This window comes from Aliiroseovarius sp. PrR006, from assembly GCF_010500215.1.
Taxonomy (GTDB): domain Bacteria; phylum Pseudomonadota; class Alphaproteobacteria; order Rhodobacterales; family Rhodobacteraceae; genus Aliiroseovarius.
On record NZ_JAAGOY010000008.1, the window covers coordinates 49,674 to 76,426 of the forward strand.

26 protein-coding genes are annotated in these 26,753 nt (G+C 60.2%); 10 read left to right on the plus strand and 16 right to left on the minus strand.

Annotation, left to right across the window (positions count from 1 at the left end):
• Positions 1–60: 60 nt before the first annotated feature.
• Both puuE and G0Q00_RS14155 read left to right on the plus strand, forming a co-directional pair.
• A complete protein-coding gene (puuE, locus tag G0Q00_RS14150; RefSeq protein ID WP_163040503.1) occupies positions 61–1,482 on the plus strand; it encodes an allantoinase PuuE in 1,422 nt (473 codons plus the stop codon).
• Positions 1,479–1,967, plus strand: a complete 489-nt coding sequence (locus G0Q00_RS14155) for an ureidoglycolate lyase (RefSeq protein WP_163040505.1) — start codon at positions 1,479–1,481, stop codon at positions 1,965–1,967. The genes puuE and G0Q00_RS14155 overlap by 4 nt, the downstream gene beginning before the upstream one ends.
• Positions 1,968–1,979: 12 nt before the next feature.
• On the opposite strand, the gene G0Q00_RS14160 is transcribed toward G0Q00_RS14155, so the two are convergent.
• Both G0Q00_RS14160 and G0Q00_RS14165 read right to left on the minus strand, forming a co-directional pair.
• Entirely contained in the window at positions 1,980–2,576 is a 597-nt protein-coding gene (locus G0Q00_RS14160) for an HD domain-containing protein (RefSeq protein WP_163040507.1), read from the minus strand.
• Complete coding sequence (locus G0Q00_RS14165) at positions 2,573–3,718, minus strand: TauD/TfdA family dioxygenase (protein ID WP_163040509.1); 1,146 nt, start codon at positions 3,716–3,718, stop codon at positions 2,573–2,575. The genes G0Q00_RS14160 and G0Q00_RS14165 overlap by 4 nt, the downstream gene beginning before the upstream one ends.
• 99 nt (positions 3,719–3,817) lie before the next feature.
• On the opposite strand from G0Q00_RS14165, the gene G0Q00_RS14170 reads away from it, so the two are divergent.
• The 5 genes from G0Q00_RS14170 to G0Q00_RS14190 all read left to right on the plus strand — a co-directional run bounded on the left by G0Q00_RS14170 (position 3,818) and on the right by G0Q00_RS14190 (position 8,387).
• Complete coding sequence (locus G0Q00_RS14170) at positions 3,818–4,678, plus strand: LysR family transcriptional regulator (protein WP_163040511.1); 861 nt, start codon at positions 3,818–3,820, stop codon at positions 4,676–4,678.
• 133 nt (positions 4,679–4,811) lie between these two features.
• Complete coding sequence (locus G0Q00_RS14175; RefSeq protein WP_163040513.1) at positions 4,812–5,543, plus strand: energy-coupling factor ABC transporter ATP-binding protein; 732 nt, start codon at positions 4,812–4,814, stop codon at positions 5,541–5,543.
• Positions 5,518–6,129 (plus strand): energy-coupling factor transporter transmembrane protein EcfT, encoded by a 612-nt coding sequence (locus tag G0Q00_RS14180; RefSeq protein WP_163040515.1) that lies wholly within the window; start codon positions 5,518–5,520, stop codon positions 6,127–6,129. The genes G0Q00_RS14175 and G0Q00_RS14180 overlap by 26 nt, the downstream gene beginning before the upstream one ends.
• Positions 6,130–6,135: 6 nt before the next feature.
• Positions 6,136–6,687 carry a biotin transporter BioY gene (locus G0Q00_RS14185; protein WP_163040517.1) on the plus strand — a complete coding sequence of 184 codons (552 nt, stop codon included), beginning with the start codon at positions 6,136–6,138 and terminating at the stop codon, positions 6,685–6,687.
• A gap of 164 nt (positions 6,688–6,851) precedes the next feature.
• Entirely contained in the window at positions 6,852–8,387 is a 1,536-nt protein-coding gene (locus G0Q00_RS14190; protein ID WP_163040519.1) for an alkaline phosphatase family protein, read from the plus strand.
• On the opposite strand, the gene G0Q00_RS14195 is transcribed toward G0Q00_RS14190, so the two are convergent.
• Positions 8,360–9,043 (minus strand): haloacid dehalogenase type II, encoded by a 684-nt coding sequence (locus tag G0Q00_RS14195; protein WP_163040521.1) that lies wholly within the window; start codon positions 9,041–9,043, stop codon positions 8,360–8,362. The genes G0Q00_RS14190 and G0Q00_RS14195 overlap by 28 nt on opposite strands.
• Before the next feature lie 102 nt (positions 9,044–9,145).
• Positions 9,146–10,981: a dihydroxy-acid dehydratase gene (gene ilvD / locus G0Q00_RS14200; RefSeq protein ID WP_163040523.1), complete on the minus strand. Its 1,836-nt coding sequence runs from the start codon at positions 10,979–10,981 to the stop codon at positions 9,146–9,148.
• Positions 10,982–11,168: 187 nt separating this feature from the next.
• Here ilvD and G0Q00_RS14205 point away from each other — a divergent pair, with 187 nt between their 5' ends.
• Entirely contained in the window at positions 11,169–12,188 is a 1,020-nt protein-coding gene (locus tag G0Q00_RS14205; RefSeq protein ID WP_163040525.1) for an NAD-dependent epimerase/dehydratase family protein, read from the plus strand.
• Positions 12,189–12,266: 78 nt separating this feature from the next.
• Here G0Q00_RS14205 and G0Q00_RS14210 read toward each other — a convergent pair whose 3' ends face one another.
• The 10 genes from G0Q00_RS14210 to mutM all read right to left on the minus strand — a co-directional run bounded on the left by G0Q00_RS14210 (position 12,267) and on the right by mutM (position 22,778).
• Entirely contained in the window at positions 12,267–12,533 is a 267-nt protein-coding gene (locus G0Q00_RS14210) for a hypothetical protein (RefSeq protein WP_163040527.1), read from the minus strand.
• A gap of 214 nt (positions 12,534–12,747) precedes the next feature.
• On the minus strand, positions 12,748–15,165 hold the full coding sequence (gene gyrB / locus G0Q00_RS14215; protein ID WP_163040529.1) for a DNA topoisomerase (ATP-hydrolyzing) subunit B: 2,418 nt from the start codon (positions 15,163–15,165) through the stop codon (positions 12,748–12,750).
• Between the two features lie 99 nt (positions 15,166–15,264).
• Positions 15,265–15,885 (minus strand): LysE family translocator, encoded by a 621-nt coding sequence (locus tag G0Q00_RS14220; RefSeq protein ID WP_163040531.1) that lies wholly within the window; start codon positions 15,883–15,885, stop codon positions 15,265–15,267.
• Entirely contained in the window at positions 15,882–16,298 is a 417-nt protein-coding gene (locus tag G0Q00_RS14225) for a VOC family protein (protein ID WP_163040533.1), read from the minus strand. The genes G0Q00_RS14220 and G0Q00_RS14225 overlap by 4 nt, the downstream gene beginning before the upstream one ends.
• Positions 16,295–17,404, minus strand: coding sequence for a DNA replication/repair protein RecF (recF, locus tag G0Q00_RS14230; protein WP_203565018.1), 1,110 nt, complete (start codon positions 17,402–17,404; stop codon positions 16,295–16,297). The genes G0Q00_RS14225 and recF overlap by 4 nt, the downstream gene beginning before the upstream one ends.
• A 36-nt stretch (positions 17,405–17,440) precedes the next feature.
• On the minus strand, positions 17,441–18,559 hold the full coding sequence (gene dnaN, locus G0Q00_RS14235) for a DNA polymerase III subunit beta (RefSeq protein WP_163040537.1): 1,119 nt from the start codon (positions 18,557–18,559) through the stop codon (positions 17,441–17,443).
• Positions 18,560–18,695: 136 nt separating this feature from the next.
• Positions 18,696–20,060 carry a chromosomal replication initiator protein DnaA gene (dnaA, locus tag G0Q00_RS14240; protein ID WP_163040539.1) on the minus strand — a complete coding sequence of 455 codons (1,365 nt, stop codon included), beginning with the start codon at positions 20,058–20,060 and terminating at the stop codon, positions 18,696–18,698.
• A gap of 604 nt (positions 20,061–20,664) precedes the next feature.
• Positions 20,665–20,928 carry a 30S ribosomal protein S20 gene (gene rpsT, locus G0Q00_RS14245; RefSeq protein WP_163040541.1) on the minus strand — a complete coding sequence of 88 codons (264 nt, stop codon included), beginning with the start codon at positions 20,926–20,928 and terminating at the stop codon, positions 20,665–20,667.
• 156 nt (positions 20,929–21,084) lie between these two features.
• Positions 21,085–21,861, minus strand: coding sequence for an enoyl-CoA hydratase (locus tag G0Q00_RS14250; RefSeq protein WP_163040543.1), 777 nt, complete (start codon positions 21,859–21,861; stop codon positions 21,085–21,087).
• Between the two features lie 65 nt (positions 21,862–21,926).
• Positions 21,927–22,778: a bifunctional DNA-formamidopyrimidine glycosylase/DNA-(apurinic or apyrimidinic site) lyase gene (mutM, locus tag G0Q00_RS14255; RefSeq protein ID WP_163040545.1), complete on the minus strand. Its 852-nt coding sequence runs from the start codon at positions 22,776–22,778 to the stop codon at positions 21,927–21,929.
• 74 nt (positions 22,779–22,852) lie between these two features.
• On the opposite strand from mutM, the gene ubiE reads away from it, so the two are divergent.
• Positions 22,853–23,605 carry a bifunctional demethylmenaquinone methyltransferase/2-methoxy-6-polyprenyl-1,4-benzoquinol methylase UbiE gene (gene ubiE, locus G0Q00_RS14260; RefSeq protein ID WP_163040547.1) on the plus strand — a complete coding sequence of 251 codons (753 nt, stop codon included), beginning with the start codon at positions 22,853–22,855 and terminating at the stop codon, positions 23,603–23,605.
• 1 nt (position 23,606) lies between these two features.
• Positions 23,607–25,136: a 2-polyprenylphenol 6-hydroxylase gene (gene ubiB / locus G0Q00_RS14265; RefSeq protein ID WP_163040549.1), complete on the plus strand. Its 1,530-nt coding sequence runs from the start codon at positions 23,607–23,609 to the stop codon at positions 25,134–25,136.
• Here ubiB and G0Q00_RS14270 read toward each other — a convergent pair.
• Both G0Q00_RS14270 and G0Q00_RS14275 read right to left on the minus strand, forming a co-directional pair.
• On the minus strand, positions 25,122–26,033 hold the full coding sequence (locus G0Q00_RS14270; protein ID WP_163040551.1) for a phosphotransferase family protein: 912 nt from the start codon (positions 26,031–26,033) through the stop codon (positions 25,122–25,124). The genes ubiB and G0Q00_RS14270 overlap by 15 nt on opposite strands.
• A 36-nt stretch (positions 26,034–26,069) precedes the next feature.
• Positions 26,070–26,750 carry a flagellar hook capping FlgD N-terminal domain-containing protein gene (locus G0Q00_RS14275; protein ID WP_239058464.1) on the minus strand — a complete coding sequence of 227 codons (681 nt, stop codon included), beginning with the start codon at positions 26,748–26,750 and terminating at the stop codon, positions 26,070–26,072.
• Positions 26,751–26,753 lie beyond the last annotated feature (3 nt).

Sequence of the window (26,753 nt, forward strand, 5' to 3'; positions counted from 1 at the left end):
CCATTTGACCTGACCTTCGTTCCTTGGAAGGGTGGACAGGAACCAAGCACGAGGGAACCCATGCCCGACAGATACGCACGTGACATGCGCGGCCACGGCCCGACGCCGCCCAACCCAAACTGGCCCAATGACGCCAAGATCGCGGTTCAGTTTGTCCTGAACTATGAGGAAGGTGGCGAGAATTGCGTGCTGCACGGCGATGCCGCGTCCGAGGCCTTCCTGTCCGACATTCCCGGTGCCGCCCAGTGGCCCGGCCAGCGGCATTGGAACATGGAAAGCATCTATGAATACGGCGCGCGGGCGGGGTTTTGGCGGCTGCACCGTCTGTTCACCGGTGCGGGCATTCCGGTGACGATCTATGGCGTCGCGACGGCGTTGGCGCGCAGCCCCGAGCAGGTCGCCGCCATGCAGGACGCCGGGTGGGAGATCGCGAGCCACGGTCTGAAATGGGTCGAGCACAAGGACATGCCCGAGGAGGATGAACGCGCCGCGATTGCCGAGGCCGTTCGTCTACATACCGAAGTCGTCGGCACGCCTCCACGCGGCTGGTACACCGGGCGCTGTTCGGAAAGCACCGTGCGACTGGTCGCCGAACATGGTGGGTTCGACTATATCTCGGACACGTATGACGATGATCTGCCCTATTGGGCCGAGATCGGAGATCGCGATCAGCTGATCATCCCCTACACGTTGGAAGCCAATGACATGCGCTTTGCCACCGCACCGGGCTGGGTGACGGGCGATGATTTCGGGGACTACCTGATCGACGCCTTCGACACGCTCCATGCCGAAGGGCAGGCCGGGGATCGTCCCGCAATGATGTCGGTCGGGCTGCATTGTCGCCTGATCGGGCGCCCCGGCAAAATCGCGGGCCTGCGCCGGTTCATCGACCATATCCAACGTCACGACGATGTCTGGTGCCCACGCCGGATCGAGATCGCCGAGCACTGGGCCACACACCACCCCCACACCCGCATCGAACGCCCCAGCCAGATGACGCGCGACCGTTTTGTAGAGCTCTATGGTGGGATCTTCGAGCACTCCGCTTGGGTCGCCGAGCGTGCCTTCGAGTTGGAGCTTGGCCCCGCCCATGACAGCGCGGCTGGCCTGCACAACGCGCTGTGCCGCGCTTTCCGATCCGCCAGCGATGACGAACGATTCGGCGTTTTGACTGCGCACCCGGATCTGGCGGGCAAGCTGGCGGCGGCTGGGCGGCTAACCGCAGAAAGCACCTCGGAACAGGCCAGCGCCGGGTTGGATATGCTGACGGACCAGCAGCGGCTGACCTTCACGCAGCTCAACGCGGATTACGTGGCCAAACACGGCTTCCCCTTCATCATCGCGGTACGGGATCACGACAAAGCATCTATTCTCGCGGCCTTCAAGCGGCGCATCCACAATGACCGCGCCACCGAATTTGCCGAGGCCTGCTGCCAAGTCGAACGCATCGCCGCCTTCCGCCTGATGGATCTTCTGCCATGACCGAAATCACCGCGCGGCCCCTGACAGCCGAGGCCTTCGCCCCGTTCGGAGATGTGTTGGAACTGACCGACCGCAACAGCCTGACCATCAACGCAGGCCAGTGCCAGCGCCACCACGATCTGGCGCAGCTGGACTTTGGTGAGGGGCGCGCCGGGATCAGCCTGTTTGACGGCAAGGCACGGCACTTTCCCTATGCGCTGGATCTGGTCGAGCGCCACCCGTTGGGATCGCAGGCCTTCATCCCCATGAACGGAGTGCCCCTGCTGGTCATGGTCTGCCCGGACGAAAACGGCATCCCCGGCACACCGGGCGCCTTCGTGATGCGCCCGGATCAGGCGGTCAACCTGCACAAGGGCATATGGCACGGCGTCCTCGCCCCGATCGGAGCGCAGGGGCTTTATGCGGTGGTAGATAGGATTGGCCTTGAAGCAAATCTCGAGGAGTTCTGCTTCAAGGCCCCCTATCTAATCCTTCCACCTGCGTAACGCTGAGGACACTTAATCCACCGCCCGCCCGAGGTGGCGATCCACCATGCGCTGAACCATCGGGGCAAAGTGCCAATAGTCTGGCGTTTCCATCCCGGCGCGCTTGCCTGCTTCGTCCAGATAGCGGACGGCGATGATCTCTTTCAGGTTGGGGTTCGCCTCAAACGCGGCCACCTCATCCGTGTTCATCGGTCCACCCTGCAATTCCAACGTATGCACGGACGCAGCACTCAGCCGGTCGAAATAGGATGGCTTCGTGGCGCACAGGTAGCGTTTCGCCGCAACGTGAAAGCGCACGCAATCGGTGATCACGCTGGGGAAGAATTGCTCCAACACCTCGGCGCCCGCATCTTCGTGATGACGATCTTCAGTGTCATCGGGGTGATAGGTGCCGAACTCGGACGTGAAGTGGCCAATATCATGCAAAAGGGCACCCACGATGATCTCTTCGCTTTGGCCGTTCTGCTCGGCGATCGTGGCACCTTGCAGCATGTGTTCGGCCATGGTGACGTCTTCACCCAGATACTCTTCGTCGCCTCGGCGATCGAAGATGCCGCCGATGAACTCGACGATGTTGTCAGGCGTCAGGGTTTCGATATCCGGCTTCATTCCGCAGCCTCCTGCGTGCGCGTCCGCAACAGGGCGGCAGCGGTCGAGCGCAGCCCGTCCTTGTCCGAATAGCACCCCTGAAGCCAGCGCGTGCCTTCACCGGAATATCCTTTGCGCGCGTGCAACACGCGGGTGTTGTCGACCACGAAGCCCTCGCCGGGATCAAGACGGAAGGTGACCTCCATCGCGGGGTCGTCAATGATCTCGCCCAGTCGACGATAGGCCGCATAATAGGCCTGCATCTGGTCAAACGGCACGTCTGTCACTGCGGCCAGCGAACGGTTATTGAAGCGCACGCCGATGATCTCGCCATCCGGGGCAAGTTCGATCATGGGGCGGCGGGATTGCAGGCAGACACCTTCTTCGCCTGCATATTCAAACCGGGCGCAGTGGTTGGCCAGAACATCGAAGGCGGCTGGGTCTTCTTCGCGCAGACGTCGGGCGGCAGCAAAGCCGTCCACCACCATGTTCTCGCCGCCAGCGGCCGAGCTTTCCAGACAATACAGCACCTGAACCGAGGGCACCGGATCGCGGTACGGATTGTCCGTATGCGCCTGAAGCCCCAGCCCGGTGAAGGCCAGGTTGGTCGGATTCACCTCGGTCCGCACCTCGAAATGACGGCCATAGTTGGTTTCACGCACATAGCCGAACAGATCGACCACTTTGAACAGCGCACCGTCTTCGACCGGACCGTTCACGACCTTGCCGAAGCCATAGCGCGTAACCTGTTCCAGCCACGCAGCCAGCGCGTCAGGGTCCGAAGAGAGCTGCGCAAAGTCACCGATGGGCACGGCGCCCATTAGGCCCGAATCCCATGTCTCGATCCCATCGCCCAGCCAGCCACGATCATCCGGTGCAGGGCGGTCATAGGCGTTTTCGATCAGCCAGCTTGCGTCATAGGTGACGGTCTTGCCCTCGGGCGCGAAGCTGATGGTGATCTGGTCACCGCTGACCGAAGCGTCGGTCATATGCGTGTCGGCGGGCAATTCGCCAAGCGACAAAAGGCGCTGGCCATTGCCAGCCGCACGGGTTTCAGGGTCCCAGGAATTGTCACGCAGCCACATGGCGTGAAAACGAAGGGGGCCGTTGGGGGTTGTCAGGGTCAGAACCTGGCCCGATGGGTCGAGCTGGGTGGTAAACATGCGCGTGTCTCCTGTGACGCTTTGATCCTGTGGTGATTGTCCGCGCAAAGCGTGATAAGGACAACCAAGCGAAATCACACCTGAGACCCCGATATGCTTATGGATAACCCCCTTTCAAACCTGCCACTCGATTGGGTTCACGCATTCGAGGCCGCCGGGCGGTTGGGCAGTTTCACCGCCGCCGCGCAGGAAACCGGGCTAACGCAGGCCGCGATCAGTCAGCGCATCGGACATCTGGAAACCCGGCTGGGTGTGGCGCTGTTCATTCGTAAACCGCGCGGCGTTGTCCTGTCGGTCGAGGGCGAGGCATGGCTTCCCTACGTCACCCACGCGCTGGGAACGCTGCGCCAAAGCTCGGAAGAGCTGTTCGGCATTCAACGTAAGCGCCTGACGGTCTGGAGCAGCGCCTCGGTCCTTGAACATTGGATTGCACCGCGGCTGGCGGGACTGTCGCTGGGCACGGATGTGCAGCTGTCATTCAAGACGCTGATGCTGGCCTCCGAGGACAATCCGCAGCTGCGCGGGGTGCGGTTGCGTTACGGTAGCGGCGATTGGAGCATCCCCCACCGCGCCCGCCTGTTTGACGAGGTACTGGCCCCCGTCGCCGCGCCCACCTTGATGCAAGGCATGGACCCGGAGCACTGGCAGGATCTACCCCGGATCGGGCTGTCCGGCCCGCGCATGGGCTGGCATGAATGGGCGGCCCATACGGGCGACGCCCCCACCCCGATCCCATATCTGCGCTTTGACACCTTCACCGCCGCGCTCGCTGCAGCGCGGGCCGGGGCGGGTGTATTGCTGGCATCGGTCCCGCTGGTCGAGGGCGCATTGGCGTCCGGCACGCTAATCCGTTTGTCCGATGAAACGCTCCCGTCCGAGAACTCATATTGGATGGTCGCCGAACGCGGCGAGTTGACCCAACGTCAATGGAATAGACTCACGACGGTATTCTGCACCTGAGATGATCAAATTCGAAGCCAGAAATGTGACGTAGTGAAACTACGGTTTCTGCGATTTTCTAAGGAATTTCCTATTGCGTCCGGTTAAAAGGCCCGTCAAACACCTGCAAACTTCGCGGCCTTGGAAAGGGCACATGGACAGTCAGTTGAAACCCGCGCGGATCGAATTCCAAGCTGCCAGCTTTGCGGTGGCCGAGCGCCGGATTCTCGCGGACATGTCAGTAGACCTGACCGCCAAACGCATCGGCATCATCGGGCGCAACGGATCGGGCAAAACCACCTTTGCGCGGTTGCTATCAGGACTGGTCGAGCCCAGCGCGGGCACCGTCCGCGTCGATGGGATCGACCCGGCCAAAGACCGCCGCGCTGCGCTGTCGCTGGTGGGCATCCTGTTTCAGAACCCAGATCACCAGATCATCTTCCCCACCGTGGTCGAGGAACTGGCCTTTGGTCTGCGCCAGCTTGGACTGGACGATCCCGAGGCAGCTGCCCGGGCGCAGCTGGACCGTTTTGGCAAAAACCACTGGGCTGACAGCCATGTGCACGGGCTGTCTCAGGGGCAAAAGCAACTGGTCTGCCTGATGGCAGTGCTGGCAATGGCCCCGCGCATTCTGGTGCTGGACGAGCCCTTCGCCGGATTGGACATTCCCACACGGATGCAGCTGGGCCGCTATCTGGATCGCTACGAAGGCACTCTGGTCCATGTCACCCATGACCCCGACGAACTTTCGGCCTATGATCATGTCATCTGGATCGAAGCCGGGGCACTGGCGCAGCAAGGTCTGCCCGCCGATGTGCTGCCCGCCTTCACAGCCCAGATGAAACAGAAGGGGGAAAGCGATGATATCTCTGACCTCTCCGATTGAGACCCGCGCCCACGGCTGGCCTGCCGGTCTGAAGCTGGCGGCGCTCTGCGTCGTGACGATCGTGCTGTTCCAGATGCAAAGCCTGTGGTTCCACACGGCCGCGTTCGCAACCACGCTGACGCTTTATGCCCTGCCCGGCCAAAGCTTCCTGCGCGCAGGCCTGCGTGCACTGAAAGTGCTGTGGCCCTTCGTTCTGCTGGTCGGGATCTATCACATCATCATCCGCAGCCCCGTGGACGGGCTGGTGATCATCCTGCGCATGCTGACCGCCGTGGGGCTGGCCAATCTGGTCACCATGACCACGCGCCTGTCTGATATGATCGCCGTCGTGCGCTGTCTGGCCACTCCCCTGCGTGCACTAGGTCTGCGTACCGAATATCTTGAGACCGCGATTGCGCTGGTCATCCGCTTTACGCCTGTGCTTCTCGCAAAAGGCACCCACCTGACCGAGGCCTGGCGCGCCCGGTCTGCCCACCGTCCCGGCTGGCGCATTATCCTGCCATTCACGGTTCTTGCGTTGGACGACGCAGACCACATTGCCGACGCGCTGCGCGCGCGCGGCGGTTTCGACGCTATGAAGGAGTGAGAAATCATGGAAAAGAACGTAACCCTTATTGCGCTGTTCGCAGCGCTAATCGCGGCCTTGGGTCTGATCCCGAAGATCGACCTGTTCTTCGGCGTCCCGATCACCGCCCAAAGCCTTGGCATCATGTTGTGCGGCACCATCTTGGGCGCCAAGCGCGGCGCGCTGGCTGTGCTCTTGTTCCTGCTGCTGGTCGCCATCGGCCTGCCGCTTCTGGCTGGCGGACGCGGAGGCCTTGGCGTCTTTGCAAGCCCGACCGTCGGCTTCCTGATCGGCTTCCCGATCGCGGCCTTCGTCACCGGCCTGATCACTGAAAAATGGCGTACTGGCCCCGTCTGGCTGAGCGCCGGTGTGGCCTCCGTCGTGGGCGGCATCATCGTGCTCTATGCCTTCGGCATTCCGGGCATGGCTTTCATGTTGGACAAGTCGCTTGTGGAAGCGACCGCGTTGATCACCGCCTTCATTCCCGGCGACGTGATCAAAGCGGCCCTTGCAGGCATGTTGACCGCAGCACTGGTTAAAGTGCGCCCGGCCAGCGTTCTGTCGCGCGCCGAGGCCTGATTTAAACACACCCTTTCGGGTCGAAGCCGCAGCGCCCCCAAGCGCTGCGGCTTTTCTTTTGCCCTACGTACCAGTTTGCTGATTTCGACGGGTCCAGTGAAACTTCCGCTGGACCGATTGAAAATCCATGCCCTATCAATTTCATAACAGGGGAGGGATCCGCGATGACCGCCAAGAAGAACGTTCTGTTTATCATCATCGACCAGCTGCGGGCGGACTGCCTGCATAGCGCGCTGGCCGATCATGTGGACCTGCCCAACCTGCGCGCTTTGATGGATGACAGCGTCACGTTCAAACGTCACTTCTCGGTCGTGAACCCGTGCGGACCGTCGCGTGCCTCGATCCTGACGGGGCAGTATGCGATGAACCACCGCTCGGTTCGCAACGGCACGCCGCTGCGTCACGACACACCCACCATCGCCAGCGAGATGCGCAAGGCGGGCTATTTGCCGATGCTGTTTGGCTATACGGACACCTCGCAGGATCCCCGTGCATTCGCGCCGAACGATCCGGCGGTGCAGACCTATGAGCAAGCCATGTCCGGTTTTGTCGAGCAGGTCGAGATGCGGCTTGAGATGTCCTACCCGTGGCGGTCCTACCTGATGGGCAAGGGGCATCACTGGGATAATTACTGGCAGCTTTATATTCCGGGCGGCGATGGCTCTGCGCTGAACGCCCCGGCTGTCTATAAGGCCGAGGACAGCGACACCGCCTTCCTGACCGATCAGTTCCTTGACCGGATGCCCGCCTATGCCGATCAAAGCTGGTTCGCGCATCTGACCTATATCCGCCCGCACCCGCCGCTGGTAGCCCCTGCGCCCTATAACGACATGTACGACCCCACCTCCCTGCCCGCGCCCACCCGCATTGGTTCGCGTGCGGACGAAGCCGCCGTGCACCCGTTCTTCGGCCCAGCTTTGGCCAAGGAAAAAGCCGCGAACTTTGTGCTGGGTGCCAAGGCTGATGACAGCGACGAGACCCTGCAAGCCCTGCGTGCCGTCTATCTGGGTCTGGCGACCGAGGTGGATCACCACATCGGACGTGTGGTGTCGTTCCTGAAAGACAGCGGCCAGTGGGACGACACGCTGCTGATCGTCACCGCCGACCATGGCGAAATGCTGGGCGATCACCACGCGTGGGGCAAACACTCGGTCTATGACGCGGCCTATCACACGCCGCTGATCATCCACGCGCCGGGCTGCAAAACGGGGCATGAGGTGGACGTGCCGACCGAGAGCATCGACCTGACGCCAACGATCCTGTCATGGGTTGGACAAGAGGTGCCGAACGCGATGGACGGGCGGTCTCTGCTGCCGTTTCTATCAGGTGACACGCCCGAGGGCTGGCGCGGCTATTCCTTCTCGGAGCTGGACTTCGGCGATCCGATCACACCGACGCTTTGGCAAAAAGAGCTAGGCACGGATGCCAGCAATTCCTGCGTCGGCATCCTGCGCGACCAACGGTTTACCCTGATCGAGTTCGCCGCAGATCTGCCGCCGCTGCTGTTTGATCACGATGGTCAGGGCGAGTTGGAAAATGTTGCAAACAAACCGGAACATGCTGGGGATTTGTTGCGACTGACACGGCAAATGCTTCGGCACCGGATGCGGAATATGGACCATACGCTATCGTATGACATGATCACCGATCAGGGACCGAAACGCACCCAGCGTCACCCGGCGAACGACGCCAGCGCGTAATCCGCCACGTCCTTCAGGCTGGTCCCGCGCGCCATCGGCTCGACCCCCAATCGCTCCATCGGCAGGCCGTAGCGGTTCAGCCAGATCGTGTGATAGCCGAACCACGTGGCGCCGCAGATGTCCCAGCAATTGGACGACACGAACAGTATGTCTGACGCGTCGAGGCCGAACGCATCCGGCCCCATCTGATACGCTTCGGGCGCGGTTTTGAACTTGCCGACGGTGTCGACCGACAGAACATGATCGAGAAGACCGTCCAACCCGGCGGCCTGAAGCGCGCTGTCGATCATCGCGGGCGTTCCATTCGACAGGATTGCCATCGGCACCCCGTCAGCCTTCAGGCGGGTCAGCTGGGCGTGATTTTCCTCGAACGCGGTCAGCTTTTCATAAGCACTCATCAACGCGGCGCGTTGCGCGGCGCTTGGCGTGATCCCATGCAGCTCGCAGGCATAATCCAGCCCGTCCCCGGTCACCTGCCAGAAATCTGCATAGCGGTCACACATCGTCCGCAGACGGGTGTATTCGATCTGCTTGTCGCGCCATGTGACGGCAATATCCGCACCCTTGCCGGGAAAGAACTCTTCCGCCAAGGCGCCGACCGAATAGACATCCAATAGGGTGCCGTAGGCGTCGAAGGCAATCGCTTTGATGGGCATGGGGGATCCTTTCCGTTCGTCGCCTTAGCCTATGGGCAGAAGGGGCGGTCGGAAAAGGGAAAACGGGCGCGTTGGTATTCCTACCTACGCGCCCGAATGTGTTTAGTCGATGACGCGAACCGCGCCTTTTGCAGCCGACGATGCCAGCATCGCATAGGCTTTCAGCGCCTTGGACACCTTGCGCTTGCGCGGCTCGGCAGGCTGCCAGCCTTTTTCATCCTGCGCCTTGCGGCGTGTGGCCATTTCCTCGTCCGAGATGGCAAGGTTGATGGAGCGGTTCGGGATGTCGATCTCGATCTTGTCGCCGTCCTGCACCAGACCGATGGCACCGCCTTCAGCCGCTTCCGGCGAAGCGTGACCGATCGACAGACCCGAGGTACCGCCCGAGAAACGGCCATCCGTCAGAAGCGCACAGGATTTACCCAGACCCTTCGATTTCAGATAGCTGGTCGGGTACAGCATCTCCTGCATCCCCGGACCGCCGCGCGGACCTTCGTAACGGATGACAACCACGTCGCCTTCCTTGACCTTGCCGGTCAGGATGTTGTTCACGGCAGCGTCCTGGCTTTCGCAGACATGGGCCGTCCCGGTGAAGGTCAGGTTCGACGCATCCACGCCAGCGGTTTTCACGATGCAGCCATCTTCAGCGATGTTGCCGAACAGAACCGCCAGACCGCCGTCTTGGCTAAACGCGTGTTCCTTGGACCGGATCACGCCGCCTTCGCGGTCGGTGTCCAGTTCCTTGTAACGGTTCTCGGTCGAGAACGCCTGCGTGGTGCGCACCCCGCCGGGGGCTGCCTTGAACAGGCTTTCCGCTTCGGGGTTGTTGGCAACCTTGATGTCCCACTTGGCAATCGCCTCGCCCATGGTGCTGGAATGCACTGTCGAACAATCGTTGTGCAGAAGACCCGCGCGCGACAGCTCGCCAAGGATCGAGAAGATGCCACCCGCACGGTGCACGTCTTCCATGTGCACGTTGTGGATGTTCGGCGCGACCTTACACAGGCACGGCACTTTACGGCTTAGCTGATCCATGTGGGTCATGTTGAAATCAACTTCGCCTTCGTTGGCGATGGCCAGCAGGTGCAGAACCGTGTTGGTGGATCCGCCCATGGCGATGTCCAGCGACATGGCGTTCTCGAACGCTTCGAAGGTCGCAATCTCGCGCGGCAGCAGACCTTTTTCTTCGTCCTGATAGTGACGCTTGGTGATCTCGACGATCTTGCGGCCAGCTTCCAAGAACAGGCCTTTACGGTCGGCATGGGTCGCCAAAGTCGAGCCGTTGCCCGGCAGCGCCAAGCCCAGCGCCTCAGCCAGACAGTTCATCGAGTTCGCGGTGAACATGCCTGAACACGACCCGCAGGTCGGGCAGGCGTTTTCTTCGATATGCTGGACCTGCTCGTCAGTGAACTTGTCATCCGCAGCGGCGACCATTGCATCCACAAGGTCGATCTTAGTCATGTCCAGATCGGCAATGTCGATCTTACCCGCTTCCATCGGACCACCGGACACGAAAATCACCGGGATGTTCAGGCGCATTGCGGCCATCAACATGCCGGGGGTGATCTTGTCACAGTTCGAGATACAGACCATCGCGTCGGCGCAGTGCGCATTCACCATGTACTCGACGCTATCCGCAATCACTTCGCGCGACGGCAGCGAATAGAGCATCCCGTCATGGCCCATCGCAATGCCATCATCGACGGCGATGGTGTTGAATTCCTTGGCGACGCCGCCTGCGGCCTCGACCTCGCGGGCGACCATCTGGCCCAGATCCTTCAGGTGGACGTGACCCGGCACGAACTGCGTGAAGCTGTTCACAATGGCGATAATCGGCTTGCCGAAATCGCTGTCGGTCATGCCGGTCGCGCGCCAAAGGCCACGGGCACCAGCCATGTTGCGGCCATGAGTAGAAGTTCTGGATCTGTAAGCAGGCATGCGGTTCCCACCCTTATCTTGATGTTCCTGTCTGGCAGCGATTATCACCTCGCGCACCTTGAAACCAGAGCAGATTGACATCCGCACAGGGTTTGCACGGTGAACGCGGCGTCTTGCCAAGGCGCTTGGCGTCGGGGTACCCGGCGTTTAGGGTTGAAACAGACGATTTCAGAAAAGGTCATTTTCAATGGGTAAACGTAAGGTTCTGGTGACGGGCTCGGCCGGATTTATTGGCTATCACCTGTCAAAACTTCTTCTGGAAGACGGCTTTCGCGTCCACGGCTTCGACGGGATGACGGATTATTACGACGTCACCTTGAAGCAGCGCCGCCACCAGATGCTTCTGCAGAACGAAGGCTTCTCGGCCACCGAAGGAATGCTGGAAGATCTGGAGCTGTTCGACAAGATGGCAGACGCGTTCGAACCCGATGTCATCGTGCATTTGGCCGCACAGGCCGGGGTGCGCTACAGCCTTGAAAACCCGCGCGCTTATATCGACTCGAACGTCGTCGGCACCTTCAACGTGATGGAGGCCGCCCGCCGCCACGAGGTCGACCACTTGCTGATGGCCTCGACCAGCTCGGTCTATGGCGCCAATGACGAGATGCCCTTCACCGAAATGGAAAAGGCCGACAACCAGCTGACCATCTATGCGGCCACCAAGAAGGCGAATGAAAGCATGGCGCACAGCTATGCGCATCTGTGGAACATCCCCTCGACCATGTTCCGGTTCTTCACCGTGTATGGCCCGTGGGGTCGCCCTGATATGGCTCTGTTCAAGTTCACCAAGGGGATCATCGAGGGCACACCCATCGACATTTACAACAACGGCGACATGTTCCGCGACTTCACCTATGTCGAGGATCTGGTGCGTGGCATCCGCCTTCTGATCGATAGCCCTCCGGTGCGGCCAGACAGCAAGGACGATATTGAAGAAGGCGACAGTCTGTCCCCTGCAGCGCCCTATCGCGTGGTGAATGTCGGCAACTCGGACAAGGTGCGCCTGTTGGACTTTGTGGAAGCAATCGAAGACGCCTTGGGCAAGAAAGCCGTGCGCAATTACATGGAGATGCAGAAGGGCGATGTGCCGGCAACTTGGGCGGACGCGACGTTGCTTCAGCGTCTGACTGGATACCGCCCGGCCACGGATTTCCGCGACGGGGTGAACAGCTTCGTGGCGTGGTACCGGGACTACTACAAAGTCTGATCTCTGCAGTCGCCCAAAACAAAACCCGCCCTCTGCAGGCGGGTTTTGAGCGTTTGGAAATGCAGGGCAGACCCTAGATCAGGTCAGCACAAGCGCGTGGATGCCGGTCGCAGTGGTACCCAGCGACATGACTTTCAGCACGCCCACGGGAAGAATGGAATGGTTTGCAACCGTGACATTGCGGATGCCCCCGGCCACGCTGACAAACGAAATGGCGCCACCGGTTTCCACATATAGGGACACCGCCACTTCGGGCAGATTGCTCAGATCAGACGGCACGACGGGGACCAGATCGGTAGCCGGTCCACGCAGGGACGGCGAGCGGTTTTCAAAGGGATTGGACATTGCAAGCTCCTGACAAGTTCACACGCTGACAGGCAGCCAGAATCTGGGCACCTTTGCGCGTTGGTGTGCCGAGCTTTCTAAGCAGCGGGATTGAAGAAGCCTTAACCGGGCCGCACGCCCCCGTTGCGTTGCGGCGCGATCGAGCCCCCACAAAACAAAATGCCCCGCACAATTCGGCGGGGCATTTTGATGCTCTCAACAGTCAGATTGGCAATCAGAAATCCAGATTCTCGACCGACAGCGCGTTTTGCTGGATGAACTCGCGACGCGGTTCGACCACGTCACCCATCAGCTTGGTGAAGATGTCGTCGGCCTCGGCCAGATCGTCCACTTTCACCTGCAACAGTGTACGCGCCTCGTGGTCCAACGTGGTTTCCCACAGCTGATCGGGGTTCATCTCGCCCAGGCCTTTATAACGCTGCAGTGTCAGACCCTTTTCGCCCTCAGCCAGAATGGCGCTCAACAGGTCAATCGGGCCCTGCACAAGGATCTCGCGATCCTTCCGCGACAGGTGCGAGTGCTCGCGATAGATATCGCGGGTGTCTTGCGAGACTTCCGACAACCGTCGCGCCTCGCCCGAGCGCAGGACAGCGCCGTCCAGCGTGCGGATTTCTTCGACGCCACGCAGGACGCGGGCCAAGCGGATGCCGTGATCCTGTGTGATACGACCCTGCCAACCGCGCTCGTATTCCACGGCGACCTTGTCGAGACGCGCGGCCACATCGTCTGCCACAAGCTGCAGATCCGCATCCGCACGGCCCGGATCAAAAGCGCCGGCAAGGGCAGCTTGTTCCAGAATGTTGCGCGGATAATGGGTCGGGAACGCGTCCAGAATACGTTTGAAGTTCCGGGCACCTTCAACCACGCGGGCCAAATCGGCGCCGGCGATTTCCTCGCCATTGGCAAGACGCAGAACGGTTCCGTCGATGCCCTGATCGATCAGGTAGTCCTCAAGCGCGATCTGGTCCTTTACATAGACCTCGGACTTGCCACGGCTGACCTTATACAGCGGCGGTTGCGCGATATAGAGGTACCCGCCCTCGATCAATTCCGGCATCTGACGGAAGAAGAAGGTCAGAAGCAGCGTCCGGATGTGTGCGCCATCCACGTCCGCATCAGTCATGATGATGACTTTGTGATAGCGCAGCTTTTCGATGTTGAACTCGTCGCGGCCAATTCCGGTGCCCAGCGCGGTGATCAGCGTGCCGATTTCCTGACTGGACAGCATCCGGTCAAACCGCGCACGTTCCACGTTCAGGATCTTACCGCGCAGGGGCAGAACCGCCTGATCGTGCCGCGAGCGACCTTGTTTGGCCGACCCACCAGCCGAGTCACCCTCGACCAGGAACAATTCGCGTTTGGCCGGATCTTTTTCCTGACAGTCGGCCAGCTTCCCAGGTAGCGATGCGACGTCCAACGACGACTTCTTGCGCGTCATTTCACGCGCTTTACGGGCGGCTTCGCGGGCCAATGCAGCCTCGACGATTTTGCCAACGATCATGCGCGCGATCTGCGGGTTTTCGTCGAACCATTCCTGCAGCTTTTCGTTCATCAGGCCTTCGACCGCCGGGCGCACTTCGGACGACACCAGCTTGTCTTTGGTTTGCGAGCTGAACTTCGGATCCGGCACTTTCACCGACAACACGCAGGTCAAACCCTCACGCGCATCGTCGCCTGTGAAGTTCACCTTTTCCTTCTTCGCCAACCCCGAGGAGTTCGCATAAAGGTTCAGCGTCCGCGTCAGCGCACCCCGGAAGCCCGCAAGGTGCGTCCCGCCATCACGCTGCGGGATGTTGTTGGTGAAGGGCAGCACGTTCTCGTGGTAGCCATCGTTCCACCACATCGCGACCTCAACCCCGATGCCATCCTTTTCGCCGGTGACAAAAATCGGTTCCTCCATCAGAGGGGTCTTCGAGCGGTCGAGATACTTCACGAACTCTTTCACGCCGCCGTCGTAGTGCAGTTCCGAATGCAGCTTCTCGGCCGGGCGTTCGTCTTCAATGATGATCCGCACGCCCGAGTTCAGGAAAGACAGCTCGCGCAGGCGATTTTCCAGCGTCTTGAACTGATAATCGAGGTTCGAGAACGTGTCGGTCGAGGCCAGGAACCGAACCTCGGTCCCGGTGCGGTCACCGCATTCGCCAACCACTTCCAGATGCTTCGCCGTCTCACCGCGCTCAAAACGGGCAACGTGCTCTTTCCCGTCACGCCAGATGCGTAGCTCCAGCCAATCGGACAGCGCGTTCACAACCGACACGCCCACACCGTGCAGACCACCCGATACTTTGTACGAGTTCGAGTCGAACTTACCGCCGGCGTGCAGCTGGGTCATGATAACCTCGGCCGCAGACACGCCTTCCTCGGGGTGCGTATCCACCGGAATTCCGCGCCCGTTGTCATACACGGACACCGAGTTATCAGCATGAATCGTGACAGTTACAGCGTCGGCGTGACCGGCCAACGCCTCGTCAATGCCGTTATCCACGACCTCGTACACCATGTGATGCAGACCCGAGCCATCGTCGGTGTCACCAATATACATACCGGGGCGCTTGCGCACCGCCTCCAAACCTTTGAGAACTTTGATGGATTCGGCGCCGTATTCGGTGCCACTCTGCGCGTCATCAGCCATGAGGGCCTTCCTGTTATTCGTTCCCGAAAATATAGAGATGTGGGGCGGGAATGTCACGCAAGTGACACTAGTTTTCCGCCCTAGATTGCGATGTTTTTCCTACGTGAACGGAATGATCAATCCAACGAGGATCAACAGGCCTCCGGCAAACTGATTCATCCGCTGAACCGAACGCTCGGACGACAGCAATGCGCGCGCTCGCCCAACAAAAAAAGCGATCGTCAGGTTGCCCACCATAGGCACAACAAAGGACGCGGTCGCGATCAACAGGATGTCCTGCCGGGTCATCGCAGACAGGTCAAAAAAGCCGGGCAGGACACCCATGTAGAACAGAATGGCCTTGGGGTTCGCGAGTATGACGATCAGCCCAGCAATAAACCCCGCCAAGACGCCCGGCCGGGTCAGCTGACCATCCGTCCGGATCTTGCCCCGTGCGGACCGCAGGATCGTCACCCCCATCCATAGAAAGAACAACGCCGCGACGATCTTCAGCGCAAACATCGCCCCGTCGAAACTGGACGCAATCCAGCCCATGCCAAGCGCAGCCGCAATCGCCCAGAAGAAATCGCCAATGGCGACGCCCATCGTCAGGGGCCACGCTTGCGCAAACCCGCCCGCCATCGTCCGCGCCACCAACGCAACCCAGACCGGGCCCGGCGTCAGGAACAGGATGAACAGGCCTAGGATATAAAACCCCAGCTCTGTGAACGTGATTGTCATGTCAGGTGGCCATCCTCGTCCATCTCCCAAAACGGGTTCATGGCATATTCCCAAAGATGCCCGTCCGGATCGGCGATATAGCCCGAATACCCGCCCCAAAAGACCTTTTCCGGGCGCGCAATTTCGGTCGCACCAGCGGCCAGCGCCTTATCAAAGGCCGCATCGACATCCGCCTCAGACGGGAAACACTGCGCAAGGGTCATGGCGCCGGTTTTCAGGTCTTCGATCGGCTTGCGCGTGTCCTTGGCCAGTCCTTCCAACGTGTAGAAGCCGAACTTCATCCCGTTCATGTCATAGAACGCAACATCATCCAGCACGTTCGAGGGTTCCCACCCGATCGCCTCATAAAACGCGCGGGCGCGGTTCAGGTCTTTGACGCCCAGAGTGATCAGGGTCACGCGATTGGTTTTCATGGTGTCACCTCTTGTACATCCGACACGCCGTCGGTCTCGGTCACTTCGAAATGCGCCGCGCGGTCGCCGAGTTCCTCGAACAGTTCCGACCCAGTCCCGGTCATAAAGGCCTGCGCGCCCAACGCGCAGATCTCATCATACAGCGCCGCACGCCGCCCTGCATCCAGATGCGCGGCGACCTCGTCCAAGAGCAGGATCGGAGGCGCCCCGAAATCTCGCGCCAGTGCACGCCCGTTGGCGAGGATCAGCGACACCAAAAGCGCCTTCTGCTCGCCGGTCGAACAATCCCGCGCCGCGACGCCCTTGGCCGCATAGACCGCCGCCATATCCGTGCGATGCGGTCCAACTAAAGACCGGCCCGCCAACAAATCCCGCGACCGGCTTTCCGCAAATGCGACCGCCAAATCGCCCTCGCTCTTTGGCAGGGCGCTGTCATCCGCCTGCACCAGCGATAGATCCGCAACCGGAAAAGCGGTTTCGGCCATGCCCTGCGCCTCTTGCAACTGCTCCAGACAATAAGCGCGGTTTGCGATGATCCGCGCGCCGGCTTGCGCCATCTGAGCCTCAAGCGCGTCATACCAATGCGCATCCCGCTGCCCGTCTTTCAGCAGCCGGTTGCGTTCGCGCATCGCCTTTTCATAGGTCAGAACCGCGTCCGCATGACCGGGCTCGAAGCTCATCGTCATCCGATCCAGAAACCGCCGCCGCCCTTCCGCGCCTTCGACCCACAGCCGATCCATCACCGGGACCAGCCAGACGATCCGCGCGATCCTGCCCAGCGCCACCTGCGCCGCCGCCTTCCCGTCGATCTTCACCTGCCGCGATGCCCCAGCCTCGCACCAAGTCTCGACCTCGTGCATCTGGTGCAGGCTTTGCAGCACGGCCGAGACTTTCCACCCCACCGCTTCAGGTTTTCGGATCATCTCGTCCAGCGCGGCCCGGCGCAGCCCCCTTCCCGGAGACAGCATGGACACAGCTTCCAGAATGTTGGTTTTACCTGCCCCGTTGCGTCCATGAATCGCAACAGGCCGCCCATCCAAGGACAGGCGGGCCAGTTTGTGACTTCTGAAATGGCTGAGTGTCAGCTCGCGAAGGGCGAGTGTCATCACGCCCTCCTTTTCAACGCTTCAAAGACCCGCAGGTCACACGCGCATCGGCATGACGACGTAAACGGCGCTGGTATCATTGCCTTCACGCATCAGGGTCGGATCGCCCGACGAGTTGAACATGAAGACGGCGTTTTCGCGATCTACCTGGCTGGCAATCTCCAGCAGGTACTTGGCGTTGAAGCCGATTTCCAGCCGCTCGTCATTGTAAGCGACGGCCAGCTCTTCTTCAGCCGCACCCGCATCCGGGGCGTTAACCGACAGAACCAGACGATCTTCATCCAACTGCAGCTTCACCGCACGCGAACGCTCGCTGGACACGGTGGCCACACGGTCTACGGCCTGCGCGAACGCGGTGGCGTCCACTTCCAACTTGCGCGTATTGCCCGAAGGGATCACGCGGGTGTAGTCGGGGAAGGTGCCATCGATGACTTTCGAGGTCAGCGTGATAACCGGGGTGGCAAAGCGCACCTTGGTTTCACTGACCGACACGGCGATTGTCGCATCATCGTCATCCAGCAGCTTGCGCAGTTCGCCCACGGTTTTGCGGGGAACGATCACGCCAGGCATCTCTTCGGCACCCGGGGGCAGATCAGCGTCAATGCGCGCCAGACGGTGACCATCGGTGGCCACAGCGCGCAGCACTTTGCCGCCGTCAGCGTCCGAGACGTGAAGATACACACCGTTCAGGTAATAGCGGGTTTCTTCGGTCGAAATCGCAAATTTCGACTTGTCGAACAGGCGGCGCAGAACCGGCGCGGGGGCCGAGAAGTTTGCCGAGTATTCCGACGAGGCCATGACCGGGAAGTCTTCCTTGGGCAGGGTTGCCAGCGAGAAGCTCGACCGGCCAGCCTCGACGCTCAGACGCCCGGTGGCGCCGTCATCGGTCAGCTGGACCAGCGCCCCGTCGGGCAGCTTGCGCACGATCTCGTGCAGGGTCACGGCGGATACGGTCGTCGCACCTGCGCGTTCGACCATCGCGTCGGTCTTATCGACGACCTCGATATCCAGATCGGTGGCGCGGAAGGACACGCTGTCGCCCTCGGCCTCGATCAAGACGTTTGCTAGGATTGGAATGGTATTCCGACGCTCTACAACCGATTGCGCCTGTGCCACGGCCTTCAGAAGCGCGCCGCGTTCGATACTGATCTTCATGTCCCACTCCTGACAGATACCGGGGCGCAGACCATATCAGGATCCCCGCCCGGCTCAATTCTTTATTCGGAATGTCCGATTCTTTCGCGGTCGGGTCAAGGGTTTAAGGCCCAAAACCCACCGTTTTACAGCTGCTTTACGCTTCCAGCGCGCGGCGCAGCAATTCCAGATCTTCCGCGATCTGATCATCCACGCCCTTCAGCTCGTCGATGCGCTTGACGCCATGCATGACCGTGGTGTGATCCCGGCCACCAAAACGACGCCCGATCTCCGGCAGCGACCGCGAGGTCATGTGCTTGGCCAGATACATCGCCACCTGACGTGGGCGCGCAATGGTGCGCACGCGACGCGGACCGATCAGATCCGACAGGCGGATGTTGTAATGCTCGGACACTTTGCGCTGGATTTCTTCGACGGTGACCTTGCGGTCCGACGCACGAAGAATGTCGCCCAGACAGTCCTGCGCCAGCTCCAGCGTGATCTCGCGCCCCACCAGCGAGGCGAACGCGAAGAGACGCATCAAGGCGCCTTCCAGCACGCGCACGTTGGTCGAGATGCGGTGCGCCAGATATTCCAGCACACCATCGGCAATCACGAGGCCCTTATACTGCTCGCGATAGGCGTTCACCTTGGTTTGCAGCACGCCCAGACGCAGTTCGTAGTCGGTCGGGTGCAGGTCCACGACCAGACCACATTGCAGACGGCTTTTGATGCGATCCTCAAGATCTTTGATTTCGCCCGGTGCGCGGTCGGCCGAGATGATGATCTGCTTGTTCTGATCCACCAGCGCGTTGAACGTGTGGAAGAACTCTTCCTGAGTACTGTCTTTGCCGGCGATGAACTGAACATCGTCCACCATCAGCACGTCGACCGAACGGAACAGCTGTTTGAAGTCGATCATCTGCTTTTCGCGGATCGCCTGAACGAAGCGGTACATGAATTGCTCGGCAGACAGGTACACCACGCGCAGGTCAGGCTGGCGGGTCTTCATCTCGTGCGCGATGGCGTGCATTAGGTGAGTTTTACCCAGACCAACGCCACCATAGAGGAACAGCGGGTTAAACGTGACAGGGCCACCCTCGGCCACGCGACGGGCCGCAGCGTGGGCCAGTTCGTTCGGCTTGCCGACAACGAAGCTGTCAAAGGTGAAACGCGCGTCAATCGGTGCGCCCGGCAGATCGCTCTGATCGGGTTTGGTTGCGGCAGGTGCTGGGGCCGATGCCGCATCAGCAGATTGCGCAACCGGACGGGGCTGTACCTTTTCGGGCACCTTGAACTCGAGACGCGCGACGTTGACGCCCTCGCCGTTCAGGTGGCTCAGAATCTGGTCCCCAAAATTCTGGCTGACCCAGTTACCCAGAAAGTTTGTCGGCACCAGAAAACGGGCGACGCCGCCGTCCAACTCGGCAAATTCCAAGGGTTCGATCCAGCTGGTATAATTGTTTTGTCCCACTGCTTTTTGCAGCTTGTTGCGGACTTTGCCCCATTGTTCGTTCGTCATTTTACCTCGACCCAGCGTTTAGTTAGACAGCCCAAGACCGTCTCTGACAGGTACTAATATCCCATTCATATGGCGCACTTTCAGCGCACCCCCTTCATAGCGACACACGAAATCCACAGCGCAGCCCAAGGCGCATGCTTTAAACGCCGCGCCCAATAGTGAACCGCACCACATGGTTACCCATTCTGGCGACATGCCCAATTGGACGTCCGGAACATTACAGTCTGCTCATCCGCCCTCGCAGAAAGGGAGGCAACATGCCTTCAGGCGCACCCCCTGAATGCAGGCGCACAATAGGCATTGGGATCTGACTTCAAAGAATCAAATCCAGATGTGGCAAAAAAGGGTATTCCCCTTAAAGTTCGTGGGTTTAGCCCACTTATGTCTGATAGTCCCAAGTCGGCGAAGTGAATCGCTGTATGCAAGCTAGCAATCCCGCTGGGACTGGCGCAATAGAACTTCACGCTTGACTCTGTGATTGCCGAAACGAATCCCGAAGGCCGATTGCAAAATCAAATTTCTTGGCAGGTTTAGCAAAAAGAGCGTGCCCATTTGGACACGCTCTTTTTTTGTTTTCGAGATGCTGTTCAGCGGTGAAACTGATTCAGCCCAGTGCTTTTACACGTGCGCTCAGACGCGAGATTTTACGCGAAGCGGTGTTCTTGTGGTAAACGCCTTTGGTCACGCCGCGCATCAGCTCAGGCTGAGCAGCTTTCAGAGCAGCAGCAGCTGCATCCTTGTCGCCCGACTCGATGGCTTCTTCGACGGCACGCAGGTAGGTGCGGATGCGCGAACGGCGGGCTTTGTTTACGGCGAAACGACGCTCGTTCTGACGGGCGCGTTTTTTAGCTTGGGGCGAATTTGCCATGTGTCTGATCCCTCTTTCGGGTGTGTTACGTTGTCAAAGCTGCGCGCACAGCACCCGACCGGGTTCAGAACCGGTGATTCTGGCCTAAGCGGGCCTCACGCGCATGGATGGGCTGCCCTTTAAGCCATTTCGGCCACAAAGGGAAGCCCTATTGCTTTACTTATCGCGGAACTGCGGTTCGCGCTTTTCGGCGAAGGCGGCCATGCCCTCTTTCTGGTCTTCGGTCGCGAAGAGTGAATGAAAGACGCGGCGTTCGAACAGAAGGCCTTCGGTCAGCGGCAGTTGCTCGGCACGGTTCACGGTCTCTTTGATCGCCATAACAGTGATCATCGACTTCTCTGCAATCTTCGCAGCCGCCGACATGGCTTCGTCCATCAACTTCTTGGCAGGCACAACGCGGCTGACCAGCCCCGAACGCTCGGCTTCTTCTGCGTCCATGAAACGACCCGTCAGGTTCATATCCATCGACTTTGCACGACCGACCAGTTTGGTCAGGCGCTGCGTCCCACCTATCCCGGCCATCACGCCCAGGTTCACCTCGGGTTGGCCGAATTTGGCGGTGTCAGCCGCAATAATGAAATCGCACATCATGGCCAGCTCGCACCCGCCACCCAACGCATAGCCGGATACGGCTGCGATGATCGGCTTACGGATGCGCATAATGGCTTGCTCTTCTTTGGTGAACAGGTCGCCAGCGAAGACATCTACAAAGCTTTTCTCGGCCATCATCTTGATGTCGGCACCAGCAGCGAACGCTTTTTCCGAGCCGGTGATGACGATGCAGCGCACCTTGTCATTGGCCTGCGCGTCGGCCAGCGCGTCGCCCAGCTCGCCCAAAAGTTCCAGGTTCAGAGCGTTCAGCGCGTCAGGCCGGTGCAGCTTGACCAGCGTTACATGATCTTCGGTTTCAACGATGATGTTCTTATAGGCCATGGTTCCCCTGCCTTTGTCACGAGTGGTTGGAGCGGAGTCCTAGCACGCCACCCCAATGGATCAAGCTATCTTTGGCATTGCGGACAATAGAATGTCGAGCGCCCAGATTGAGTTATGCGTGCAATTACCCCTGTGCAGCCAGATGTGACGCAACGTTCACCCTCGCGGCCATAGGTGCGGAAGTTGTGTTGAAAATAACCCAAATCACCATCCGCCTGCCGGTAATCCTTCAGGGATGACCCGCCGCTTTCGATGGCTTCCGACAGCACCTCGCGGATGATCGGAACCAAACTGGTAACACGCTGTTTCGAGATCTTGGCCGCCTTGCGTGCGGGGTGGATGCCGGCGCGAAACAGCACCTCGCAGACATAGATATTGCCCAGCCCCGCGATGATTCCCTGATCCAGCAGCGCCGTTTTGATGGGGGAGTTCTTGATCCGTAGCGCCTCGACCAGATAGGATTCGTCGAACTGGTTGCCCAAGGGTTCGGGCCCCAACACGCGGATCAGCTTGTGATCGTCCAGTCCCTCTGTGGGGCACAGATCCATCGCCCCGAACCGACGCGGGTCGTTGAACGTCACCCGCGCGCCGTTCTCCATGTCAAAAACCACATGGTCATGCTTTTCAGGCACGGGGTGTTCATGATGAAACTTCCCCAGCTTATGACCCGAGATCAGCATCCGCCCCGACATACCCAAATGCACGATCAGCGTCTCGGCCGTATCCAGATCCACCAGCAGGTATTTCGACCGCCGCCCAAGCCGCTGCACCGTCGCCCCAGTCAGACGCTCGGCCATGCGATCGGGAAACGGCCAGCGCAGCCCCTCGCGGCGCGTCTCAGCCCGCCCAATCCGCACGCCCTCCATCACAGGCAGCAATCCGCGACGTACTGTCTCGACTTCGGGTAATTCGGGCATGTTGAAAGCCTCTCCATTGTGCGTCCCTTACTGTCACGATATGAGGGATCAACCGCAAGAAGCGAGTATGCCCAATGAGCACGTCAGACAACCGCACCACGCATTTCGGGTTCAAAACCGTGAACGAGGACGACAAGGCCGGGATGGTCCATGGCGTCTTTACCAATGTGGCCTCGAAATACGACATCATGAACGATGTGATGTCCGTCGGTATTCACCGCGTCTGGAAGGATGCGATGATGGATTGGCTGACTCCGCGCGATGGGCAGCGCCTTCTGGATGTGGCAGGTGGCACCGGCGATATCTCATTCCGCTTTCTGGGCCGCGCCCCGGGGGCCGAGGCTGTCGTTCTGGACATGACCGAAAGCATGCTGGTCGAAGGCCGCCAACGCGCAGAAGCCTCGCATTTGGCCAATCATCTGGACTGGGTCGTCGGTGACGCTATGGCCCTGCCCTTCGAGGACAACAGCTTTGATCGCTACACGATCAGCTTCGGCATTCGCAACGTGACCCGCATCCCGGACGCGCTGAAGGAAGCATACCGCGTGCTGAAACCCGGCGGCCGTCTGATGGTGTTGGAGTTCAGCCAGCTGCCGGATGAAGGCATGCAGAAGCTCTATGATCTCTATTCCTTCAACGTGATCCCGCGCATGGGCAAACTGATTGCCGACGATTACGACAGCTATCAGTATCTGGTGGAATCGATCCGCAAGTTCCCCGACCAAGACACCTTCGCCCGCATGATCCGCGAAGCAGGGTTCGAGAATGTGAAATATCGCAACCTGTCATTGGGCATTGCCGCCCTGCATTCGGGGTGGAAAATCTAAGATGCGCGGTCCTCACAACATCTGGCGCCTGATCCGTACCGGCGCGACCTTCCAGCGTACCGGCGCGATGGGCGTCGTACTGGACGCGATGAAGGCACCTCCGGCGATCCGCATTGCGGCCCATGTCGTTGGCTGGCCGTTTGCTTGGCTTGGCAAAAAAGGGAACCCCGATCTGCCGCCTGTCACACGCGCCATCACGGCACTAGGTCCGGCCTATATCAAGTTCGGCCAAATCCTGTCGACGCGCCCCGATGTGGTCGGTCCGGAACTGGCCGACCAGCTGCAGTACCTGCAGGACAAGCTGCCGCCGTTTGATCAGGCCATTGCCCGCCGCATGGTCGAGAAAGAGCTTGGGATCGACATCGACACGGTGTTCTCTGAGTTCTCGGAACCCGTCGCGGCGGCCTCGATCGCGCAGGTACATAAGGCGCGGCTGGCCGACACTGGTGCATCTGTTGCCGTCAAAGTTCTGCGCCCCGGCATCGAGCGCGCCTTCCGCACAGATATCGACGCCTTCCACTTCTCGGCTCGTGTGATCGAGATGCTGTTGCCGTCGACCCGCCGACTGCGCCCCACCGATGTGGTCGAGCATTTCGAGACCACCGTGATGGGAGAGCTGGACCTGCGCCTTGAAAGCGCATCGGCCAGCGAGTTTGCCGAGAATACCGCGCAGGACGACGGCTTTGTCGTGCCCGAGGTGAACTGGGGGCTGACCGGCCGCACGGTCATGACCCTTGGCTGGGGTGAAGGCATTCCGGCCAATGATCTGGACGCCATCCGTGCGTCCGGTTTGGATATGCACGGGCTGGGCGAACGCGTGTTGCAACTGTTCCTGTCCCACGCGCTGCGTGATGGGCTGTTTCACGGCGACATGCATCAGGGCAACCTGAAATTTGCCGCCAATGGCGACATCATTGCCGTGGATTTTGGCATCATGGGGCGGATCGACGAATACACCCGTCGCGTCTATGCTGAGATCCTGTATGGTTTCATCACCCGCAACTATCGCCGCGTCGCCGAGGTGCATTTCGAAGCTGGGTACGTCCCCGCCGACCGCGATGTCGAGGAATTTGCCCGCGCCCTACGTGCTGTAGGCGAGCCGATTTTCGGCATGAACGCCACCCAGATTTCTATGGGCCGCTTGCTGGCCTACCTCTTTGAGGTGACCGAGAAGTTCGGAATGGAAACCCGCACCGAACTTATCCTTTTGCAACGAACCATGGTCGTGGTCGAAGGCGTGGCCCGGTCGCTGTCACCGGACATCAACATCTGGAAAGTCGCAAAGCCCGTGGTGGAAAGCTATATCTCAAACTCGATCGGGCCGAAGGCTTTGCTGCAGGATTTGGTGCTTACCGCCCGTGTTCTGGCCCGCTTTGGTCCGCGCTTGCCTGAATTGGCAGAAGCCGCGCTGATCCGCCAATCCGAACCCCATCCCGAAAACGACCGTGCCCGCCCTTTGCGCGCAATGAGCTATGTGACTTTAGGTGGCGGTTTGGCCTTGGCAGCAGTCTGGGTCTCAACCCTGCTCTGACGCGCGGCGTTCCAGTTCAGCAACATCGCGATAAGCCGCGTCTCCGTGCGCGGCTTTCCAATGGCAATAACACGCCATGCGCCAGTGAAAGAGGGGTGCGAGCGCTGTGTAGCGCGCGACGCCCACGGCATCTCCACCGGCGGCCAGATAGGCTGACAAAAAGGCCGCCTGATCTTCGGGTGACAAAGGCTGGTTGCCGTAAAGTATCTGCATTGCCGGGGACAAGAAGATCGCAAGGTCTGCCGCGGGGTCCCCGATGCTGGGGCACTGCCAGTCGATCAGACGCAATCCATCCGCCATCACCACGACATTGCCGGGCACAACATCACCATGCAGAAACCGTCTGGTAGGTTGCGGCAGATCGGTTGAGATGGTGGGCGGAGGCGGCAAATCCACCCCAATCGCGCGCGCCATCGTCTGCGTTTCGGCAATCAAGGACACGGGCGACGTGATCGTCTCAGGCAGTTCATCGGGCGGGGTGATCTGGTGCAGGCGAGCCATCAACCGGGCAACCCCCTCGACCGCGCCACTCCATGGCACGCCATCGACATGCCGGTAAAGCACGCTCGCGCCCAGCGCGCTGTCCAGAAAGCCCACGAAATCGGGCGCAATCCCCTTGCCCGCCAGATACTTCAACACCAACGCCTCGCGTGTTCCGTCATTGGCGAACAGGGGCGTGGCCGCGGCGGCATCATACAGCTTGCACACAAGGTCATGCGGCATGTCATCGGAGGTAACTTGCCAAATCGGATTGCTCCGCCCGCCGATCAGACGGGACCAGTTTGCTACTCCTGACACATGCCCTTCTTCCTGCCAAATCAGGGCAAGCGCCTGTTGCAGAGCATCAAGATCTTGCCGGCGCGGCAGATCGTTCAACATGGTGTCGCGAAGTGTCATACAGGCTGTATAGCCAACACGCTGCGCGACGAAAACTTATTCAGCGGCTTCGCGCAGGGCGGAAACGGCATCTGCGGTCACCCGCTCGCCACTTTCCAGCACAAGCCACAGCTGCCCACCGTTGTTTTGCGTCTCTACAATGCGGCCATAGCTTTCCATTGGGTCGGTCGACAGATGCCGCCCGTTGCTTCGGCTGGTCAGTTCGAAGGAATAGACGCCGTGGGGCAAAGCATTCCTGTATTGATCCAGCCCATCCCATTCGACCGGGTCGGTCGAAACCGGCAGCGGTTCGCTGTCAACGATAATGCCTTCAGCATTCTTCACCACCAGAATGACCTCATCCGCAGCTGCAGCGGGATTCGGAGACAGGGTGATCGGGTCGCCATCAAACAGAACCGGGGCCGACACGCGCGCCTCTTTCCCGACCCAGTCCGCGATGTCAGACATGCCCATCAACCCAAGCTGCGTTCCCATGGCCTTCAACAGATCATTGGTGCGCACCTGCTGTTCAACGCCCGAAAACGTTGCCAACTGCACCGCATAGTCCGTCGATTCGATCGGGTTCAGCGGATCCTGGTTTTCCATCTGGGCGGTTAGCATCACCAGAAAGGTCTCGAAATCGGACGACACCATCGGTCCATCCGTGGCCGATGCCTGCGCATAATCGGCCGGGGCCGCAGTCAACGCAGAGGGCATGGCTGTGGGGGTAACGTTCATGCT

What these genes read in the sequence shown, in the direction of transcription:
- puuE (WP_163040503.1), top strand. Translation starts at nt 61, where the DNA reads ATGCCCGACAGATACGCACGTGACATGCGCGGCCACGGCCCGACGCCG.
- G0Q00_RS14155 (WP_163040505.1), top strand. Translation starts at nt 1,479, where the DNA reads ATGACCGAAATCACCGCGCGGCCCCTGACAGCCGAGGCCTTCGCCCCG.
- G0Q00_RS14160 (WP_163040507.1), bottom strand. Translation starts at nt 2,576, where the DNA reads ATGAAGCCGGATATCGAAACCCTGACGCCTGACAACATCGTCGAGTTC.
- G0Q00_RS14165 (WP_163040509.1), bottom strand. Translation starts at nt 3,718, where the DNA reads ATGTTTACCACCCAGCTCGACCCATCGGGCCAGGTTCTGACCCTGACA.
- G0Q00_RS14170 (WP_163040511.1), top strand. Translation starts at nt 3,818, where the DNA reads ATGGATAACCCCCTTTCAAACCTGCCACTCGATTGGGTTCACGCATTC.
- G0Q00_RS14175 (WP_163040513.1), top strand. Translation starts at nt 4,812, where the DNA reads ATGGACAGTCAGTTGAAACCCGCGCGGATCGAATTCCAAGCTGCCAGC.
- G0Q00_RS14180 (WP_163040515.1), top strand. Translation starts at nt 5,518, where the DNA reads ATGATATCTCTGACCTCTCCGATTGAGACCCGCGCCCACGGCTGGCCT.
- G0Q00_RS14185 (WP_163040517.1), top strand. Translation starts at nt 6,136, where the DNA reads ATGGAAAAGAACGTAACCCTTATTGCGCTGTTCGCAGCGCTAATCGCG.
- G0Q00_RS14190 (WP_163040519.1), top strand. Translation starts at nt 6,852, where the DNA reads ATGACCGCCAAGAAGAACGTTCTGTTTATCATCATCGACCAGCTGCGG.
- G0Q00_RS14195 (WP_163040521.1), bottom strand. Translation starts at nt 9,043, where the DNA reads ATGCCCATCAAAGCGATTGCCTTCGACGCCTACGGCACCCTATTGGAT.
- ilvD (WP_163040523.1), bottom strand. Translation starts at nt 10,981, where the DNA reads ATGCCTGCTTACAGATCCAGAACTTCTACTCATGGCCGCAACATGGCT.
- G0Q00_RS14205 (WP_163040525.1), top strand. Translation starts at nt 11,169, where the DNA reads ATGGGTAAACGTAAGGTTCTGGTGACGGGCTCGGCCGGATTTATTGGC.
- G0Q00_RS14210 (WP_163040527.1), bottom strand. Translation starts at nt 12,533, where the DNA reads ATGTCCAATCCCTTTGAAAACCGCTCGCCGTCCCTGCGTGGACCGGCT.
- gyrB (WP_163040529.1), bottom strand. Translation starts at nt 15,165, where the DNA reads ATGGCTGATGACGCGCAGAGTGGCACCGAATACGGCGCCGAATCCATC.
- G0Q00_RS14220 (WP_163040531.1), bottom strand. Translation starts at nt 15,885, where the DNA reads ATGACAATCACGTTCACAGAGCTGGGGTTTTATATCCTAGGCCTGTTC.
- G0Q00_RS14225 (WP_163040533.1), bottom strand. Translation starts at nt 16,298, where the DNA reads ATGAAAACCAATCGCGTGACCCTGATCACTCTGGGCGTCAAAGACCTG.
- recF (WP_203565018.1), bottom strand. Translation starts at nt 17,404, where the DNA reads ATGACACTCGCCCTTCGCGAGCTGACACTCAGCCATTTCAGAAGTCAC.
- dnaN (WP_163040537.1), bottom strand. Translation starts at nt 18,559, where the DNA reads ATGAAGATCAGTATCGAACGCGGCGCGCTTCTGAAGGCCGTGGCACAG.
- dnaA (WP_163040539.1), bottom strand. Translation starts at nt 20,060, where the DNA reads ATGACGAACGAACAATGGGGCAAAGTCCGCAACAAGCTGCAAAAAGCA.
- rpsT (WP_163040541.1), bottom strand. Translation starts at nt 20,928, where the DNA reads ATGGCAAATTCGCCCCAAGCTAAAAAACGCGCCCGTCAGAACGAGCGT.
- G0Q00_RS14250 (WP_163040543.1), bottom strand. Translation starts at nt 21,861, where the DNA reads ATGGCCTATAAGAACATCATCGTTGAAACCGAAGATCATGTAACGCTG.
- mutM (WP_163040545.1), bottom strand. Translation starts at nt 22,778, where the DNA reads ATGCCCGAATTACCCGAAGTCGAGACAGTACGTCGCGGATTGCTGCCT.
- ubiE (WP_163040547.1), top strand. Translation starts at nt 22,853, where the DNA reads ATGAGCACGTCAGACAACCGCACCACGCATTTCGGGTTCAAAACCGTG.
- ubiB (WP_163040549.1), top strand. Translation starts at nt 23,607, where the DNA reads ATGCGCGGTCCTCACAACATCTGGCGCCTGATCCGTACCGGCGCGACC.
- G0Q00_RS14270 (WP_163040551.1), bottom strand. Translation starts at nt 26,033, where the DNA reads ATGACACTTCGCGACACCATGTTGAACGATCTGCCGCGCCGGCAAGAT.
- G0Q00_RS14275 (WP_239058464.1), bottom strand. Translation starts at nt 26,750, where the DNA reads ATGAACGTTACCCCCACAGCCATGCCCTCTGCGTTGACTGCGGCCCCG.